The organism is Shewanella sp. 8A, assembly GCF_023475945.1.
In the GTDB taxonomy this organism is placed as follows: domain Bacteria; phylum Pseudomonadota; class Gammaproteobacteria; order Enterobacterales; family Shewanellaceae; genus Shewanella; species Shewanella xiamenensis.
This window is the reverse complement of sequence record NZ_JAMDJP010000015.1, coordinates 56,546-73,538: the sequence shown is the minus strand read 5'-3', so window position 1 is coordinate 73,538 and position 16,993 is coordinate 56,546. Positions and strand designations below refer to the sequence as shown.

Here is a 16,993-nt window from a genome sequence, read left to right as displayed (position 1 = left end):
AAGCCTCTGTTGAGCCTTACTTAACCGCGTTAGCCTTGCGGGCGGCGTGCAGTTTCTTATAGCTTTCAATTAAGCGTAGGTGTGGCTCGATACCTTCGAGTTGCATGCTGGTCTTAGTCAAGCCGCTGAAACGGACTTTACCAGTAACGCTGCCGACCACTTGTTCCATCACTTCCGCGCCAAACATGCGGGTAAAGTTATGGCTAAAGTCTTCGAGTTCAAGGTCTTCATCCAGCGTCACTTCCAGCACGGCGCTCATGGCTTGGAAGAACAGATTGCGCTTCACGGTATTGTCGTTAAATTGCAGGAACTCACCGACTAATTCCAGCGCCTCTTCATGCGCGCCAAGTGCCAAATAAATCAGGATTTTAAGCTCGATAATCGTCAACTTGCCCCAGACGGTGTTTTCATCGAAGACGATACCAATCAAGGTACGAATATCGGTGTAGTTATCGAGCTGACTTTCTTCTAAGCGATTCACAAGATTAACCAATTGCTTAGTGCTTAAGGAATGCAGATTCAGAATATCTTCACGGTAATCCAGCGCTTTGTTGGTGTTATCCCAAATCAGGTCTTCAACTGGATAAACTTCAGAGTAATCAGGCACTAAAATACGGCAAGCCGATGCGCCTAACTGGGTAAATTCGGCAACATACACCTCTTTACCCAGCTCTTCTAAAATGCCAAATAAGCGGTCCGCTTCCTCTTGGTTAGTGCCAGAGAAATCCCATTCGCAGAACTCATAGTCATGCTTACTGCTAAAGAAGCGCCATGAGATAACCCCTGTTGAGTCGATAAAGTGCTCAACAAAGTTTTCAGGCTCGCTCACCGCCATGCTGTTAAAGGTCGGTTTTGGCACATCGTTTAAGCCTTCGAAGCTGCGACCTTGGAGCAATTCGGTCAGGCTGCGCTCCAATGCCACTTCAAAGCTTGGGTGGGCACCGAAGGAGGCAAATACGCCGCCAGTTTTCGGGTTCATCAGCGTCACGCACATCACAGGGAACTGGCCGCCTAAGGAGGCGTCTTTCACCACCACTGGGAAGCCTTGTTCTTCTAAGCCCTTAATGCCGGCGAGAATGCTTGGGTATTTTTCTAACACCGACATAGGCACGTCTGGCAGGACGATTTCCTGCTCGATAATTTGGCGTTTCACCGCGCGCTCGAAGATCTCAGACAGACACTGAACTTCAGCTTCTTTGATGTTGTTGCCCGCGCTCATGCCATTGCTTAAGAACAGGTTTTCAATCAGGTTTGATGGAAAGTACACAGTCTCGCCATCGGATTTGCGAGTATAAGGAATCGCACAAATACCGCGTTCACGATTGCCCGAGTTAGTGTCGATAAGATGCGAGCCACACAGCTCCTCGTCGGGATTGTAAATCTCGAGGCAGTAGTCGTCTAACAGGCCCGCTGGCAGGGCGTCGTCTTCCTCTAGGGCAAACCATTTTTCATTCGGGTAATGCACAAACTCGCTATTGGCGATTTCAACCCCAAAGAATTGATCGTTATAGAAAAAGTTATTGTTTAAACGCTCGATAAACTCGCCGAGGGCCGAGCACAGCGCGCTCTCTTTGGTTGCGCCTTTACCATTGGTAAAACACATGGGCGATGCGGCATCGCGGATATGCAGTGACCACACATTGGGCACGATGTTGCGCCATGAGGAGATCTCTATCTTCATCCCCAGCTCAGCCAAAATGCCCGTCATATTGGCAATGGTCTGCTCCAGCGGTAAATCTTTACCCAAAATATAGGTGCTGCTGTCGTCGCCAGATTGACCCATCAGCATGGCATTGGCGTCGGCATCGAGGTTTTCAACGGTTTCGATTCTAAACTCTGGGCCAGTCTGCACTACTTTTTTCACTGTGCAGCGGTCGATAGAGCGCAAAATACCTTCGCGATCTTTATCCGAAATATCGCCCGGCAATTCAACATTGATCTGGAAAATCTGGTTATAACGATCTTCAGGATCGACAATATTGTTTTGCGATAGGCGGATATTGTCCGTCGGAATATCGCGGGATTTACAATATACCTTCACAAAATAGGCCGCACACAGCGCCGAAGAAGCTAAGAAGTAGTCGAAGGGGCTCGGCGCCGAGCCATCGCCCTTATAACGGATAGGCTGATCGGCCGTTACCGTAAAATCGTCGAACTTGGCTTCGAGTCTCAGGTTGTCGAGAAAATTAACTTTGATTTCCATTAGAATTTTTCCACTCAATATGCTCAAACGCGGTAATCGTATCCGTTACCGCACAGCATTGCCCTTGGGCGCTATCATCTGGGGGGAATTATCGGTGTTTTTCGACCATTAGTCTTGGGTTAATTATGTTAAAAAAACACCAGCGGGATTTTTATGCCGTAAGCAGCAAATAGAACTGTGGGATTTATTGCGGCATTGACTGTGGTTTGGCTAAGGGTTAATGCTCAGCGTCGCCTTGCTTATCCGCCTCGCGTTTCACCAGTAAAAAAGTCAGATACATCTTGGTCGGCAGGGATAACGCCATGCCAACGGCAACGCAAACGGCGCTGATAATAATCCCCTTAACACCCATGGCTTCGACGGTCACATTAAAGTTATGCAGATAAATGCCAAGCACAATCAGGCACAGCCCGATGCTAATACAGATTTTTAAGAGGGTGATCAGCCGTTGGTTGGTCACAGTCCTGCCCCTTTTAGTGTGCGCATTTGGTATGTGTCCATCTCGCCTTGTCCACCTCACCTTGATTAAGCTTGAGCTGCGACTCTTGCCCACTTAAGCGAACAAACGCCCTGTCGCATTTCATCGAGAATAACTAATATAATGAGCGCATTGGCTTATTGAGGCTTTGATTAAGATCAACGAAGTACTGCGAGCCGCCCTCATCCTTAAGTCAAATATCATTAAGGTTTTTTGTCGGTTACATTAGATTTTTGTTAACTTAAGCACTTAAGAAGAATGGGGATTAGTTATACTGCCCTGCAAATATAGAGGCTTATTTCGGAGTTGTTAAGCATGTCTAATCTCAGTTTACGTAACAAATTGCTCCTGTTAGCGCTGTTCCCGTTACTCTTAACCCTCGTCATACTGATGACAGTTTCCTACCATGTAGAACAAGAATCTCTTGCCGATGAGGTCACCGCATTTAGAGAAAAGCTGATTGGCGAGCGTAAAACCCAAATCAAAGAAGCCACCCAAATCGCCGCAGGCATAGTGCAATATCAGTTATCGTTAAAAGAACAGGGCAATGTCAATCAAGCCCTACGCGATATTCGCTTTGGTAGTTCGGGCTACTTCTTTATTTACGATTCCCAAGGTAAAAACCTGTTCCATGCGGTCATGCCCAATCTCGAAGGGCAAAATAAAATCGATATGACCGACCCCCGCGGCACCAAAATCATTGTCGGTTTACTCAATGCCGCGAAAAACGGTGACGGTAACTTCTCGTTTTATTTCCAAAAGCCAAATACCAACGAGCAAATCGAAAAACTCGGCTACTCCATGATGATCCCTGGTACTGATTGGATGCTCGGCACTGGGGTCTATGTTGATGATATCGATGCCGTGGTTGAGGATTACCGTGCAACCGCCTATGAACAAATGATGAGTAAATCCCTCGGGGTGTTATTAATTGCGCTGATACTGGCGGCAATTACTGCCGCAGTAATCCTTTTGACAGCTCATCGCATGGTGACGCCGATTAAGAATATGGCCGATAACTTAAACGATATCGCCAAAGGCGAAGGCGATTTAACTAAACGCCTTACAGTGACGGGTGAGGATGAAATCGCCCAATTAGGCCGCTCCTTCAACCTGTTTGTCGATAAACTGCAAACCATCATTGGTGATGTGGCAAACGCGACCGCCAAAGTCAAAAGCGCGGCCAACGCGATTCACGACCAAACCAAGGTGATGTCGAGCCAGCTTATCAGCCATAACAATGAAACGGATCAAGTGGTTACCGCCATTACTGAGATGTCTGCAACCGCGAGTGAAGTAGCGCAAAATACCACCCAAGTGGCCGAGGCTACCCATGCCGCCACGGGCGATGTGGCCAATGCCCAGCGTTGTGTCGATGCCTCGCTAGAGGAGATTTCGGCGCTAATGGCGCAAATCAATAATGCCGCCAGCAATATTCAATCCTTGAGTGAACAATCCAAAAAAATCAACAGCGTACTCTCGGTTATTGGCGGCATTGCCGAGCAAACCAACCTGTTGGCATTAAACGCCGCGATTGAAGCCGCCCGCGCGGGTGAACAGGGACGCGGCTTTGCCGTGGTCGCCGATGAGGTGCGTAGCCTAGCCAGTCGTACTCAATCAAGCACATTAGAAATCAACGAGATGCTATCCGAACTGCACAAGCTTGTGGCCCTGGCAGTCAAAACCATGGAAGAGAGTCAGCAGAGTTGTGTGCGTTCGGTAGACTCGTCCCGCGCTATCTCAGACAGCCTTGGCTCTGTGACCTCGGCAGTAACCGCCATCAATGATATGAGTACCCAAATCGCCACCGCGGCAACCGAGCAAAGCTCTGTGACCGAAGAGATCAACCGTAATGTGTTTGCTATTCAAGAGATTGTGAATGAGCTGCTGCACTCCAGCGAAGAGGCTGCGAGCGTGAGCCAAACAGTGTCACAGGAAGGGACAAATCTGGGCAAACTTGTGGGTCAATTTAAGATTTAACGCCTACAGCGTCATATGAGCGAACGGCGTAAGTCGATTCAGTGTTAATCGATTCAGTGTTAGTCGATTCGGCATAAATAGCTATCTTTAACCACCTAAGGCCTCAAGCAATTGAGGCCTTTTTCTTGGGTACTGCCTGCTAATGACCCCGCCTAAGCCCAGGATTCGGCATCAAAGCTCGGCATTAGAGTTCGACACCAAAGCTCGGTATTAGAGTTCGGCCTCGAAGCGGGCAAGGCGCGCCTCGCTGATACTGCATTGGGTTTGCTGCATCAGTTCGCCCAAGGTGATGGCGGGGTTTTGGTTGATCAGGCGAACCAATTTTGCGCCGAGTGGTTCAAGCTTATCGGCGTGTTGTAATAAGCCGCTGTCGATCTTTTTGATCATAAAGGCAAATTCGGCAGTATAACTCAGCGCTTTTAACTCGACACAACAGCTTTGAATCGCGATAGCCTGCCCAGTGATGATCCAATTACGGGAGCGGCGCACCCGCTTAAGCTCGCAGCCGTGCTTTAGCGCCATTGCCTGCGCCCGCTTTGCCGCCTCGCGGCCGATACGATGGATAAGTGATGGCAAGGGAATACTAATATCATCATGCATGGCAAGTTAACTATCGGGCCTTGGGTCGAATATGGGTGAATAACGGAGCGCGGCACTAAGTCATATGTCATAAGTGCTAAGTTGTAAGCGCTAAGCACTAAGCCTTAAGCGTAACGCCTTATGTGCGATGCCTTATGCTCGATGCCTTAAGCGCGAAACCTATAGCCAACGCCGCCAGAGTTTACCCTGCAGGGCGTGCGAACAAAAGACGATACAGCCTCATGCAACAACTCACGCTAAGCGCCGCTCGCCCAAGATAGCGGCTCAGGCGTCACAGACTGACAACAACAGTCCTTGAGCAAGGCGGCGGGATTGCCTACAATAACGCACTTTTTGTTCACTACAGATAACGACCATGACTGACACAACAGCACAACCCGCATTACCGGATCGTCTTTCGGTTAACCCACGCAGCCGCCACCATGTGGCTGAAGTCTTCCAATACGATGTGGGTATCCGCGTGAACGGTAAAGAACGTTTCGATGTTGAAGAATACTGCATCAGCGAAGGCTGGGTTAAAGTACCAAGCAAATCTTTAGACCGTCGCGGTCAACCTCTACTGTTAACCATCAAAGGCACAGTAGAAGCATTTTACCGTTAAGCACCCGCGGCTTAATGGATAATAAAAACGGCCAATTCGATTGGCCGTTTTTATTTGCCCTGCATAACCCCAAAACACCCACCAATTCATCACTCCAAATATTCACAAGTTGTTATTTAAAATAAGTATTTGTGATAAAACGCATTGATTAAACCGCATAACGCGGGTTAAAGTGTGACCACGAAGGGAAATGCAGAGCCACACTCGAACACCCATATCGAGCACGCTATTTAGGGATGAAGCAGCAACTCAGTTATCCGCCTCCCCCTCTTAAAGCCACCTCTGTCACCCCGTTAAATCCGTACATGCTTGTACCTAATGGAATTAACGCTAATCGCTTTTGCTGCAAGGACGTAAATGGCTTATTTTTCGAATAATATTGTATCGGTAGTGATCATCCTCTCCAGCATGTTTGTCACAATTGGAGTGATGTATGTGTTACGCAAATACCGTGATGCCACCGTCACCCTGCCCGTTGATCGCGAGCAACTAACCCGCATTCCCGCCTATGGCTTACAACAGCAAATCCAAGATCTGCAATTAGATTTAATCGGCAGCATGATGATGGGGCTGATGATAGTGTGTTTCCCCTTTGCAGTAAGCAGCATTCAAGCCCACATTGCCATCGGGAAATTCCCTTGGGTTAACGCCCTAACAGGTTTAATGGGATTAACTTATTGCAGCTTTAAAACGTGGAAAAACTTTTCCAAACTCACCAAATTACGCCTAGGGCATACGGCCGAAATCGCCACCGCCAATGAACTGATTGGCCTACAAGCCTTGGGTTATCAAGTGTTTCACGATGTGCAAGCCGACGGCTTTAATATCGACCACCTCGTTATCGGCAAAAATGGCGTATTCGCGATTGAAACCAAAGGCCGCCATAAGCGCAATAAAGACCTACGCCAAACCAATGGCAATGGCTCTGGCAAAAAAGGCTATGAAGTATTTTACAAAGACGGGCGCTTAAACTTCCCCTCGTGGACAGAAACCAAACCCATAGAACAAGCGCAGCGCCAAGCCCAATGGGTCAGCCAATGGTTAACCAAAGCCACAGGCTCCCCCGTCGCCGCCACCCCAGCCCTAGTATTCCCCGGCTGGTATGTCACAAGCCAATCAAAACCACCGCTGCCGATCCTTAACCACAAACAATTAGTCGGAACGATCCCGAAACTGAAAACCCAAGATCTTACCCAGCAACAAGTCGACTCCATCATCTACCAAGTCGCCCAAAGATGCCTAAGCAAAAGCGAAGTGGGAAAGTAATAGAAACAAGAAAATAACATAGTATAAATTAGTCAAAATTAGAGATTAAAAATGAAGAAAGGTTATAATTTAGAGTTTTGGAATTTAGTTTGCCATTTTGGGAATCATAAATTATTAGATAAATATATCGATTTTGTACACCCGGCTTTCACTAAAGGGCATACGCGAACTCGCGCAGAAACAAAGTATATGTTTTATGGTGTAACTATTATCAATCTTGAATTTGAAGGTGAAATGTTACCGTTTATTTTTGGAAGACATGTCAAAGACACTATATTTGAGCGAGAGCAAGTAATGGAAGGCGATGAGCTGGTTGAAAAACCACTATTAGTTCCAAATGCGCCATCATCAATATTTATACTATCACTTAGAGATCATCGACTATTTCATATAAAAGAACATACTGATTCACCTTCAGCAGACAGCTTCAAAGCTACTCTAGAGTATTTTATTAAAATCGAAAGAAACAATTTAATAGACAGTATATATAAAGCAGAACAAGAAATTAGAAAAGAACGTGGTGGCAACTATAAAGTTACAAAAAAGAAAAACTTACAACTAAGTTATCCTGAGCCTGATATTACCCTTGTCCCACTGTCATCCGACGCCAGTATTACTGAGTTCATTAAAGGAATGAAACTTATTAAAAAATTTACATTGAAGTTAATTACCCCGAATGATGAGGCTGACATGAATCCATTTTTTAAACAATGGAGGAATGTTAAGGGGCAACTTAACCAACCTAATTCAAAAATTGAATTCACCCCCTCCGGAACCAAGAAAACTCTTCCACATGAGGATGTAGCAAACTTATCAAGGGAAGCAGTAAAAGATGGTAATATTGTTCTAAACTTAAACGGAACAGATATGAAAGATGATAAATTAAATGGAACAGAGGAGGATTTTAAACTTACAAAAAATATTGATGAAATTACTGATTCACCAATTATGCTTGTGAAATCTGTCTATGATTCATTTATGAATCTTGTAAAAGACGGAATAATTACAGCGCCAAGAATCACAGATTTAAAAGAAATAAAAAGGAAATTAAAATACATTATGGACATGATTAAATGAGAATATTATGAAGATTGACAACACAAAAAATCAAGAGCGTATAAATTTTATAGAAGAAATCACCTCATTAAACGGTTTTGCTAAACTTTACCGAAAAACCAGAGAGATAAAGACTAGCCCATTACTAATAAAATCATTTTTTATTGCTCTAGCATTGATCACAGCCTTGAACTTTGACGTGAACACCGAGGCAAATTTAATTGCAAGCAAAATTGTTGAATATTCAGAAAATCTGATAAACTGGGGAGTTTCGATACTAGGTTTTATTCTTGCAGGATATTCAATTTACGCAACACTAACTGATAAAAAATTAAATCTCGCTTTAGCAATGGTGAAGCATCCTAATTATGACATGTCTTATCTTATGTATACACATTTAGTTTTCATAAAAGTAATCATTGAAATTACGGTAATTTGTGTAATAACATTTTTCGCAAAGATAACTTTTGACTCATTCTCAACTCAGCTATTAATAAAAAACCATGATTCCACCATACTTTTAAATTATCTACTGATTTTTACACTATCTATTATTCAATCATTATTAAACTTAATATTAATGATATGTTTAGTTTTCATATATAATGTTTACCATAGTATTATGACATCTATAAGATGGTTTGCAGAAAATCAAGAAGAATAACTTTAGAAAAGTGGTACAATTTAGATTGCGACCAATCAAGACAAATTATTTATTACAATATCTTTCAAAATTATTTAATAGATAATGTACACAATAAAAAATGGCAATATTTTTGAGCTGAGACATGATTAAATAGGTATCAACCTCACGAGTTTTTACTCCCTTCCTGAATTAGATTTATACCAAATTCATTTTGCTCTTCGCAATGTAAAAATTTTCTTAAACAAAATTGCCTCTAACTCGATATAGGCATTTTACTCTGCTTTAAAATCGGTATTCATCACTTTAACCAATTTTGGTGCTTTTACAAAAAAATACAATAAAAACAATAATATCAAAACTTAATTAACAGCGACTTTAGACAGATGGCGCATTTTAACCATAGATGAATCCTTTACCTGATATTCGGAAAAGTTAGTAATTAAGTAGCTGCGATTCAAACATTTCTCATCACTCAACAAGTACACCCAATACAGCATTGTTGCACCAGTGACCTTCTAAAACATGGATGTTTTAGTAGAGCCTACAGGGAAGTATCCACGGCGTGTCACTGGCGTAACAGTGCGAGAGCCTGCGGCAGGCAATTGGGAAGTACAGTTGCCAGAAGCCACAAAATAGCCCATTCGCAGCACTGAACTCTACAGAGTTAAAACTAACCAATAAAAAAAGCGAACCGCTAAGGGTTCGCTTTTCATCAAACGTTAGACCTGAATAACGTACTATTCAGCCCTTATTCGTAGTCTGACATCGGCACACACGCACAGAACAAATTCCGGTCGCCGTACACGTCATCAATACGGTTCACGGTTGGCCAGAACTTGTTAGTACGCACTGCGGCACTTGGGAACACGGCCACTTCACGGCTGTATGGGCGTGAATCGAACGCTGGGTCCATAATATCGGCCATAGTGTGTGGTGCGTTGTGCAGCGGGTTGTTGTCCGCTGGCCACTCGCCTGCTTCAACCTTAGCGATTTCGGCGCGGATTGACACCATAGCGTCGATAAAGCGGTCCAGTTCAACCTTAGACTCAGATTCGGTTGGCTCAATCATCAGCGTGCCCGCTACAGGGAAGCTCATGGTTGGCGCGTGGAAACCGTAGTCGTTCAGACGCTTAGCGATATCCATTTCGGTCACGCCAGAGGCTTCTTTGATGGGGCGCAGGTCGATAATACATTCGTGCGCGACGCGATCGTTACGGCCGCGGAACAGTACTGGGTAGTGTTCAGACAGCTTCTTCATAACGTAGTTAGCGTTTAACAGCGCAGTTTGAGTCGACTTTTTCAGGCCCTTTGAACCGAGCAGCTTAATGTACATCCAGCTGATTGGCAGAATGCCAGCACTGCCGTATGGCGCAGCCGATACTGCACCGTTGTTATCGCTTTCGCGGCCTGGTTTCACCACTACGTGACCCGCGACGAACGGCGCTAAGTGCGCTTTCACGCCGATTGGGCCCATACCTGGACCACCGCCGCCGTGTGGAATGGCGAAGGTTTTGTGCAGGTTAAGGTGCGATACGTCGGCACCGATAAAGCCTGGTGAGGTTAAGCCAACTTGGGCGTTCATGTTGGCGCCGTCCAAGTACACTTGACCACCGTGCTGGTGCACAATATTGCAGATCTCGCGGATAGATTCTTCGTACACACCGTGGGTCGATGGGTAAGTGATCATGATACATGACAGGTTTTCTGCCACTTCAGCCGCTTTGGCCTTCAGATCTTCTAAATCCACGTTACCTTGCTTGTCACAGGCAGTCACCACGACTTGCATACCGGCTAATTGCGCCGATGCGGGGTTAGTACCGTGGGCAGATTGTGGGATTAAGCAGATGTTTCTGTGGGCTTCGCCGCGAGACTCGTGGTATTTACGAATCGCCAGCAGACCCGCGTATTCACCCTGTGCGCCAGAGTTAGGTTGGATACACACGGCATCGTAACCTGTGACATTCACTAACCATGAAGACAGTTCTTCAATCAGTTGGGTGTAACCCTTGGCTTGATCCAGTGGGCAGAATGGGTGCATGTTGGCAAATTCTGGCCAGCTGACTGGGATCATTTCAACCGCAGCGTTTAACTTCATGGTGCATGAACCCAATGAAATCATTGAGTAGTTCAATGCTAAGTCTTTGCTTTCGAGACGCTTGATATAACGCATCATCTCGGTTTCGCTTTGGTAGCGATTGAAGGTTGGGTGGCTCAGGATGGCATCTTGACGCACTAAAGAGGCAGGAATCGATTGGCTACCTTGCGCCACGATTTGCGCATCTAATGCGGCAACGTCTAAGCCATGGCCTGCACCTAAAATCACATCGAACAGCGCTTCGATATCGCTGCGGATAGTAGTTTCATCTAAGCTCACGCCGACAATGCCGTCAGCATCGAAACGCAGGTTCATTTCAGCGGCCAGTGCGCGAGCATTGACTGCTGCAACGTCTAAGCCTTTGATGCTGATGGTATCGAACCAAGTGCTGTTCACTAAGCTCACGCCTTTAGCTTGTAAGCCCGCGGCTAAGATATCAGCAAAGCGGTTGATGCGTGATGCGATAGTTTTCAGGCCTTGTGGGCCGTGGAATACGGCGTAGAAAGACGCCATGTTCGCTAACAGAATTTGCGCGGTACAAATGTTTGAGTTGGCTTTTTCGCGGCGGATATGTTGCTCACGAGTTTGCATCGCCATACGCAGTGCGCGGTTACCACGAGTGTCCTTTGACACACCGATGATACGGCCAGGCATAGAGCGTTTGTGCTCGTCACGGGCCACGAAGAAGGCCGCGTGTGGGCCACCAAAGCCCATCGGCACACCGAAACGCTGCGCGCTACCGAAGACCACGTCGGCGCCCATGGCACCCGGTGACTTGAGTAACACTAATGCCATGATGTCGGCAGCCACTGTCACAATCACGTTTTTCGCGCGTAATTCGGCGAATAAGTCGGTGAAGTCAGTGATTTGACCGAAACGGTTTGAATATTGGAACAAAGCACCAAACAGTTCGTGGTTTACTGCTTCATGGGCAGGACCTACCACCACTTCAAAACCAAAACACTCAGCACGAGTCTTCACTACGTCTAAGGTTTGTGGGAATACGTCATCGGCTACAAAGAAAATGTTCGCTTTTTTGGCTTTAGACACACGCTTAGCCAGCGCCATCGCTTCGGCGGCAGCAGTCGCTTCGTCCAGCAGTGAAGCTGAGGCTAAATCTAAACCGGTTAAATCCATCGACACTTGTTGGAAGTTTAGAATTGCTTCTAAACGGCCTTGGGCGATCTCTGGCTGATAGGGCGTGTACGCCGTGTACCAACCTGGATTTTCTAAGACGTTACGCAAAATCACATTAGGCACTTGGGTACCGTAGTAACCCATACCAATGTAGCTTTTGAAGACTTGGTTTTGTTTGGCTAAACCACGAATGTAGGCAATGCCTTCGGCTTCGCCGCAGGAATCACCAATACTCAACTCTTGGCTTAAACGGATCGACTCAGGCACGATTTGCGCGGTCAGATCGTCCAAAGACTCAGCACCAACGTAGTTCAACATTTCTTGTTGTTGGCTGCTATCTGGGCCGATATGGCGACGTAAGAATAAATCGTGCTGTTCTAACTGAGTGAGGGTTTGCTTGGTCATGATAAACCTTGTTCCAGATTTGCCGTCGCTCAGGACTGTAGGGTACTGATAAACGGGCTATTGTTATGTCAAACTTGCGCTAAAACAAACGAAGCCCCTGAGGGCTTCGTTAGCGTCGACGATTATTCTTCGTCGATTACAGCTTGGTAACCTTCTGCATCGAGCAGAGCGTCAACTTCTGATTCATCAGAAGGCATAACGCGGAAGAACCAGCCTTCGCCGTAAGCGTCGCTGTTTACCAGCTCTGGAGAATCTTCCAGTGCTTCGTTGACGGCAATCACTTCACCAGAGATTGGCGCGTAGATGTCAGAAGCCGCTTTCACTGATTCCGCCACTGCACAGTCGTCGCCCGCCGTGACAGTGTCACCCACTTCTGGCAGCTCAACGAAAACCATGTCACCTAACAGCTCTTGAGCGTGCTCAGTGATACCCACAGTGTAGCTACCGTCTTCTTCCTTGCGGATCCATTCGTGTGAAGAGGCGTATTTCAGTTCTGTCGGAATATTGCTCATTGTTCTTGTTCCTTGTTCCGTTTTTTTAAAATGCTTGTTTACCGTTGCGCACAAAGTTTGGCGCTACTACTCTAACAGCCACGCGCTTTTTACGCATCTCGACTTCCGCCGTATCCCCAATTGAACTAGGAACACGCGCCATCGCAATAGAATAGCCCAATGTAGGTGAGAAAGTACCGCTAGTGATCACGCCTTGCTGCTCAACACCCGCTGCATCGGTGAAAAATACTGGCATATCATGGCGTAACACGCCTTTTTCTTCCATCACTAGACCGACTAATTTGTCGGTTCCCGCATCGCGCAGGGCTTCAAGCGCCTTACGACCGATAAAGTCACGGTCGGTTGGCTCCCATGCAATGGTCCAGCCCATGTTGGCGGCCAGCGGGTTGATGGTTTCGTCCATATCTAAGCCGTAGAGGTTCATACCGGCTTCGAGACGTAATGTATCGCGAGCGCCTAAACCACATGGCTTAACGCCTTGATCTAACAGAGCTTGCCACAGGGCTTCGGCTTCCGCTTCTGGAACGATAATCTCGTAGCCCGCTTCACCTGTGTAACCTGTGGTCGCAATAAACAGAGAACCCGCTTGCTTACCGAAGAAAGGCTTCATGCCTTCAATCGCAGCATTTTGCTCGCTACTGAATACGGCGGCGGCTTTGGCCTTAGCGTTAGGGCCTTGAACGGCGATCATCGCCAGCTCAGGACGCTCGGTCACTGTGACATCAAAACCTTGGGATTGTTTGGCGATCCAGGCTAAGTCTTTTTCGCGGGTCGCGCTGTTGACGACAACACGGTAGAAAGTGTCGGTGAGGTAGTAAGTGATTAGGTCGTCGATGATGCCGGCATTGTCATCTAACATGCCGCCGTATAAGGCTTTACCAGGAACTTTAAGTTTGGCCACATCGTTGGCGAGCAACTTACGGAGGAATGCACAAGCGTCGGTTCCGGTCACATCAACCACAGTCATGTGGGACACGTCGAACATACCTGCGTCTTGACGCACGGCGTGGTGTTCTTCGATTTGTGAACCATAGTTGAGGGGCATATCCCAACCGTGGAAGTCAACCATCTTAGCGTTTGATTCTAAGTGCTTGTTAAACAGAACAGTTTTATTAGCCATTGTTATCCCTTTTTTGCGGCCTTCTTCAGGTCTCTGCCTAGCGTAGGGTGATACAAATCCGGCTAAATATCTGGCTAATCGGCATTTCACTTCCACGATGCATCAATTTGAAAGGGGTTCTTTCGGTCTCAATGCGTCTGTCACTGCAACGCCTGATTCGCTCTGAATTAATCAGATATTTATCGTGATTGGTATAAGTACTAGGGTCTAAAATGCGGCGAAATTATACCTTGCGTCACAAATTTGTATACAGGAGATTTTTCTAATCCGAAGCCAGTGTCATTAGATTTTCTCATCTTCAACATGTAATTTTTTTACATGCGAAAGCGAGATTTGCGCAGCTTGCAATCAAATCGCTGATAATTGCGGCAATTCTGATCACATTAGCGCAACCGAGGCTAGCGACATAACTTGGGCAGCGACGACTTATTACCCATGGCCTGTTGCATGAACACTGTTTTCAGCCCAGCGACATTATCGACCAGATTCAGTCCCAGATCGCGAATGGCCTTTTTAACTGGGTTTGAACCCTCGAACAGGCGCTTAAAGCCTTCCATCGCCGCGATCATCTCCATCGCATCGGCCTTGCGCCAACGCTCTAGGGCGCGCAGCTCGGCATAATCGCCAATATCCTTACCCGCTTGCTGTAATTCGCTAATCACTTCGATAATGCTGGCGGCATCGAGGAAGCCAAGGTTTACCCCTTGGCCCGCTAATGGATGAATGGTGTGGGCTGCGTCCCCCGCGAGCAATAAACGGTGGCGGGCAAAATGGCGGGCGTAGCGCATCCGCAGTGGGAAGGCTTGGCGTTCACTCTCAAGCTTGCAAATCCCAAGGCGGCCATCGAAGGCGGCGGTAAGATTGCGCTCAAATTGCACTTTGTCCATTGCCAGTAATTCAGTGGCGCGCTCGGGCGGCACTGACCAGACGATAGAGCAGAGGTTTTCTTCATATAACGGCAAGAAGGCCAGCGGGCCATCCTGCAAAAACACTTGGCGAGCGGTGGCAAGGTGCGGCATTTCGCTACGAATGGTCGCCACGATCGCATGGTGGCCATAATCCCAGAAGGTTAACGGGATCTTACATTGTTCGCGCACCCAAGAATTGGCGCCATCGGCGGCAATCACAAGTGCGGCGCTCACACTTTCTATTTCAGCACCATTGGCGAGAGTCAACCAAGCTTCACGCTCGCCAAAGGCGATACGCTCTAAGCGTTGGTTTTCGATATGGGTGATATTGTCAAATTCACTGGCACGCTTGGCTAGGGCGTAGCTGATGGCATCGTTTTCGATAATGGCACCAAGGCTCGCTTCACTGATGCTACTGGCATCGAAGGCGATTTTGCCAAAACCGTCTTTATCCCATACCGCCATTTTTTGATAGGGCGTCGCGCGGCTGGCATCGACATAGTGCCAAGCGCCAAGATGCTCGAGCAAACGTTGGCTCGCCTTGTTGATAGCACTGACACGCAACCTTGGCTCGCCGCTCACGGCCTCTGTGTGACCCGCATCGATAACGACAACATTAAGATCGGCCTGCGCCAATCCTATCGCGGTGGCGAGTCCCACCATGCCGCCACCCACAATGGCAATGTCATAGGCTTGTGAACTTAACATGGGTACATCCTTTTCGCGTTGCGATACCAGTAATGATTATTTCCAGCCCATCGCTTTTTGAGCGACGGGGGTTTTCAGTGGCGGGAACCAAGACAACAGCCGCAATCCTAGATTACGCCCAAGGGCCAGGGGCCAATATTGGTTAGAGAAGCCACGGACTAAAAATTCAATATTGCGAATAGTGCTGTTTCTATCCGCCTCACGGGCCTGCAAATAGCCATGGGTGACGGCGACACCGCCGATATCCTCACCCTGCTCTCGCGCAGTGTTGAGCACTTCAAGCAGGCTCACCACATCCCGAAGGCCTAAGTTAAATCCCTGCCCCGCAATCGGGTGTAGCGTCTGCGCCGCATTACCAATAAACACACATCTATGGTGAATTGGCCTTGGCATGTAGGACAGATTTAACGGATAAGCATGGCGCTCGCTGACATCGATAAACTGGCCGGCGCGATAACCAAAGGCTTGCTGCAACGCAGCTAAAAACTCAGCTTTAGGTGCATTCAGCATCGCTTGCGCGCGGTGATTATCGAGTGCCCAGACGAGGGATAAACGCGGCTGGCCTTGGCTATCTGCCATCGGCAATAACGCTAGTGGGCCAGTCTCGGTAAAGCGTTCATAGGCCCAATGTTGATGCGGCTTATCGGTTTGTAGATTGGCGATAATCGCAGTTTGTTCAAACACCACTTGGGTAATGGGCAGATTAAAACTGCTGCGCACCTTAGACTGCAAGCCATCGGCGGCGACCACCAGCTTGGCGCAAATCCGCTCGCCGGAATCCAGCACCAGCGTGTGGCTGTCGATATCGGGAATTAACGCTGACAGTTTGGCAGGGCAATAGCGCTTAACCTGAGTTTTGTTAAGCTCGCTAAACAGCACTTGGCCGACCCTTTCCAGCTCGACCACTTGCCCCAGCGCATCTAAATGGAACTGACTAGCATTGAGTTCCGTCATGCCAAAATGACCACGATCGGACACATGGATATCTTTGATTGCTGTGACTAAATGCGCCAATTTTGGCCATAAACCTAAACGGGATAACTCGAAGATAGAACCATGGGCAATGGCGATAGAACGGGCGTCAAAACCGGGGTGATTGTTATCGGGAAGATGCGCCTCGATTAAGGCAATTGATAACGGTTTTTCAGTACCAGACAAACGAGCCAAAGCTAACGCGAGGGTCGCACCCGCCATGGCGCCACCGACAATGGCAATATCGACATTTTGAACTGAATTATCCATGTGCTCTGCTACCGTCATGGGGTTCTCATTCAAGCT

13 protein-coding genes are annotated in these 16,993 nt (G+C 47.4%); 5 read left to right on the top strand and 8 right to left on the bottom strand.

Features of this window, described 5'->3' with window-relative positions; all coding sequences use genetic code 11:
• Positions 1–16: 16 nt before the first annotated feature.
• Both M0413_RS13175 and M0413_RS13170 read right to left on the bottom strand, forming a co-directional pair.
• The gene (locus tag M0413_RS13175; protein WP_249554526.1) at positions 17–2,203 is read right to left on the bottom strand and encodes an OsmC domain/YcaO domain-containing protein; all 2,187 of its coding nucleotides are present in this window, start codon (positions 2,201–2,203) and stop codon (positions 17–19) included.
• 217 nt (positions 2,204–2,420) lie between these two features.
• Entirely contained in the window at positions 2,421–2,663 is a 243-nt protein-coding gene (locus M0413_RS13170; protein WP_047538762.1) for a hypothetical protein, read from the bottom strand.
• 333 nt (positions 2,664–2,996) lie between these two features.
• On the opposite strand from M0413_RS13170, the gene M0413_RS13165 reads away from it, so the two are divergent.
• Positions 2,997–4,661 (top strand): methyl-accepting chemotaxis protein, encoded by a 1,665-nt coding sequence (locus M0413_RS13165; RefSeq protein WP_241407354.1) that lies wholly within the window; start codon positions 2,997–2,999, stop codon positions 4,659–4,661.
• A gap of 210 nt (positions 4,662–4,871) precedes the next feature.
• On the opposite strand, the gene M0413_RS13160 is transcribed toward M0413_RS13165, so the two are convergent.
• Entirely contained in the window at positions 4,872–5,261 is a 390-nt protein-coding gene (locus tag M0413_RS13160; protein WP_249554523.1) for a ribosome recycling factor family protein, read from the bottom strand.
• 355 nt (positions 5,262–5,616) lie between these two features.
• On the opposite strand from M0413_RS13160, the gene M0413_RS13155 reads away from it, so the two are divergent.
• The 4 genes from M0413_RS13155 to M0413_RS13140 all read left to right on the top strand — a co-directional run bounded on the left by M0413_RS13155 (position 5,617) and on the right by M0413_RS13140 (position 8,848).
• A complete protein-coding gene (locus tag M0413_RS13155; RefSeq protein ID WP_037414354.1) occupies positions 5,617–5,862 on the top strand; it encodes a DUF3297 family protein in 246 nt (81 codons plus the stop codon).
• 357 nt (positions 5,863–6,219) lie between these two features.
• On the top strand, positions 6,220–7,128 hold the full coding sequence (locus M0413_RS13150; protein ID WP_249554521.1) for a nuclease-related domain-containing protein: 909 nt from the start codon (positions 6,220–6,222) through the stop codon (positions 7,126–7,128).
• Positions 7,129–7,179: 51 nt separating this feature from the next.
• Positions 7,180–8,205, top strand: coding sequence for a hypothetical protein (locus tag M0413_RS13145; protein ID WP_249554519.1), 1,026 nt, complete (start codon positions 7,180–7,182; stop codon positions 8,203–8,205).
• 7 nt (positions 8,206–8,212) lie between these two features.
• Complete coding sequence (locus M0413_RS13140; protein WP_249554518.1) at positions 8,213–8,848, top strand: hypothetical protein; 636 nt, start codon at positions 8,213–8,215, stop codon at positions 8,846–8,848.
• Positions 8,849–9,578: 730 nt separating this feature from the next.
• On the opposite strand, the gene gcvP is transcribed toward M0413_RS13140, so the two are convergent.
• From gcvP to ubiH, 5 genes are all read right to left on the bottom strand, one after another.
• A complete protein-coding gene (gcvP, locus tag M0413_RS13135) occupies positions 9,579–12,467 on the bottom strand; it encodes an aminomethyl-transferring glycine dehydrogenase (RefSeq protein WP_249554517.1) in 2,889 nt (962 codons plus the stop codon).
• Between the two features lie 122 nt (positions 12,468–12,589).
• Positions 12,590–12,979, bottom strand: a complete 390-nt coding sequence (gene gcvH / locus M0413_RS13130; RefSeq protein WP_011071083.1) for a glycine cleavage system protein GcvH — start codon at positions 12,977–12,979, stop codon at positions 12,590–12,592.
• A 25-nt stretch (positions 12,980–13,004) separates the two neighbouring features.
• Complete coding sequence (gene gcvT, locus M0413_RS13125) at positions 13,005–14,099, bottom strand: glycine cleavage system aminomethyltransferase GcvT (protein ID WP_037428462.1); 1,095 nt, start codon at positions 14,097–14,099, stop codon at positions 13,005–13,007.
• Positions 14,100–14,497: 398 nt separating this feature from the next.
• Entirely contained in the window at positions 14,498–15,715 is a 1,218-nt protein-coding gene (locus M0413_RS13120; protein WP_249554516.1) for an FAD-dependent monooxygenase, read from the bottom strand.
• Positions 15,716–15,751: 36 nt separating this feature from the next.
• On the bottom strand, positions 15,752–16,975 hold the full coding sequence (gene ubiH, locus M0413_RS13115) for a 2-octaprenyl-6-methoxyphenyl hydroxylase (protein ID WP_249554515.1): 1,224 nt from the start codon (positions 16,973–16,975) through the stop codon (positions 15,752–15,754).
• Positions 16,976–16,993: the final 18 nt, after the last annotated feature.

Excerpts from the sequence above, each read along its gene's own strand:
- M0413_RS13160 (WP_249554523.1), bottom strand. The coding sequence starts at position 5,261 with ATGCATGATGATATTAGTATTCCCTTGCCATCACTTATCCATCGTATC.
- ubiH (WP_249554515.1), bottom strand. The coding sequence starts at position 16,975 with ATGACGGTAGCAGAGCACATGGATAATTCAGTTCAAAATGTCGATATT.
- gcvT (WP_037428462.1), bottom strand. The coding sequence starts at position 14,099 with ATGGCTAATAAAACTGTTCTGTTTAACAAGCACTTAGAATCAAACGCT.
- M0413_RS13175 (WP_249554526.1), bottom strand. The coding sequence starts at position 2,203 with ATGGAAATCAAAGTTAATTTTCTCGACAACCTGAGACTCGAAGCCAAG.
- M0413_RS13155 (WP_037414354.1), top strand. The coding sequence starts at position 5,617 with ATGACTGACACAACAGCACAACCCGCATTACCGGATCGTCTTTCGGTT.
- M0413_RS13140 (WP_249554518.1), top strand. The coding sequence starts at position 8,213 with ATGAAGATTGACAACACAAAAAATCAAGAGCGTATAAATTTTATAGAA.
- gcvP (WP_249554517.1), bottom strand. The coding sequence starts at position 12,467 with ATGACCAAGCAAACCCTCACTCAGTTAGAACAGCACGATTTATTCTTA.
- M0413_RS13120 (WP_249554516.1), bottom strand. The coding sequence starts at position 15,715 with ATGTTAAGTTCACAAGCCTATGACATTGCCATTGTGGGTGGCGGCATG.
- M0413_RS13145 (WP_249554519.1), top strand. The coding sequence starts at position 7,180 with ATGAAGAAAGGTTATAATTTAGAGTTTTGGAATTTAGTTTGCCATTTT.
- M0413_RS13150 (WP_249554521.1), top strand. The coding sequence starts at position 6,220 with ATGGCTTATTTTTCGAATAATATTGTATCGGTAGTGATCATCCTCTCC.
- M0413_RS13165 (WP_241407354.1), top strand. The coding sequence starts at position 2,997 with ATGTCTAATCTCAGTTTACGTAACAAATTGCTCCTGTTAGCGCTGTTC.
- gcvH (WP_011071083.1), bottom strand. The coding sequence starts at position 12,979 with ATGAGCAATATTCCGACAGAACTGAAATACGCCTCTTCACACGAATGG.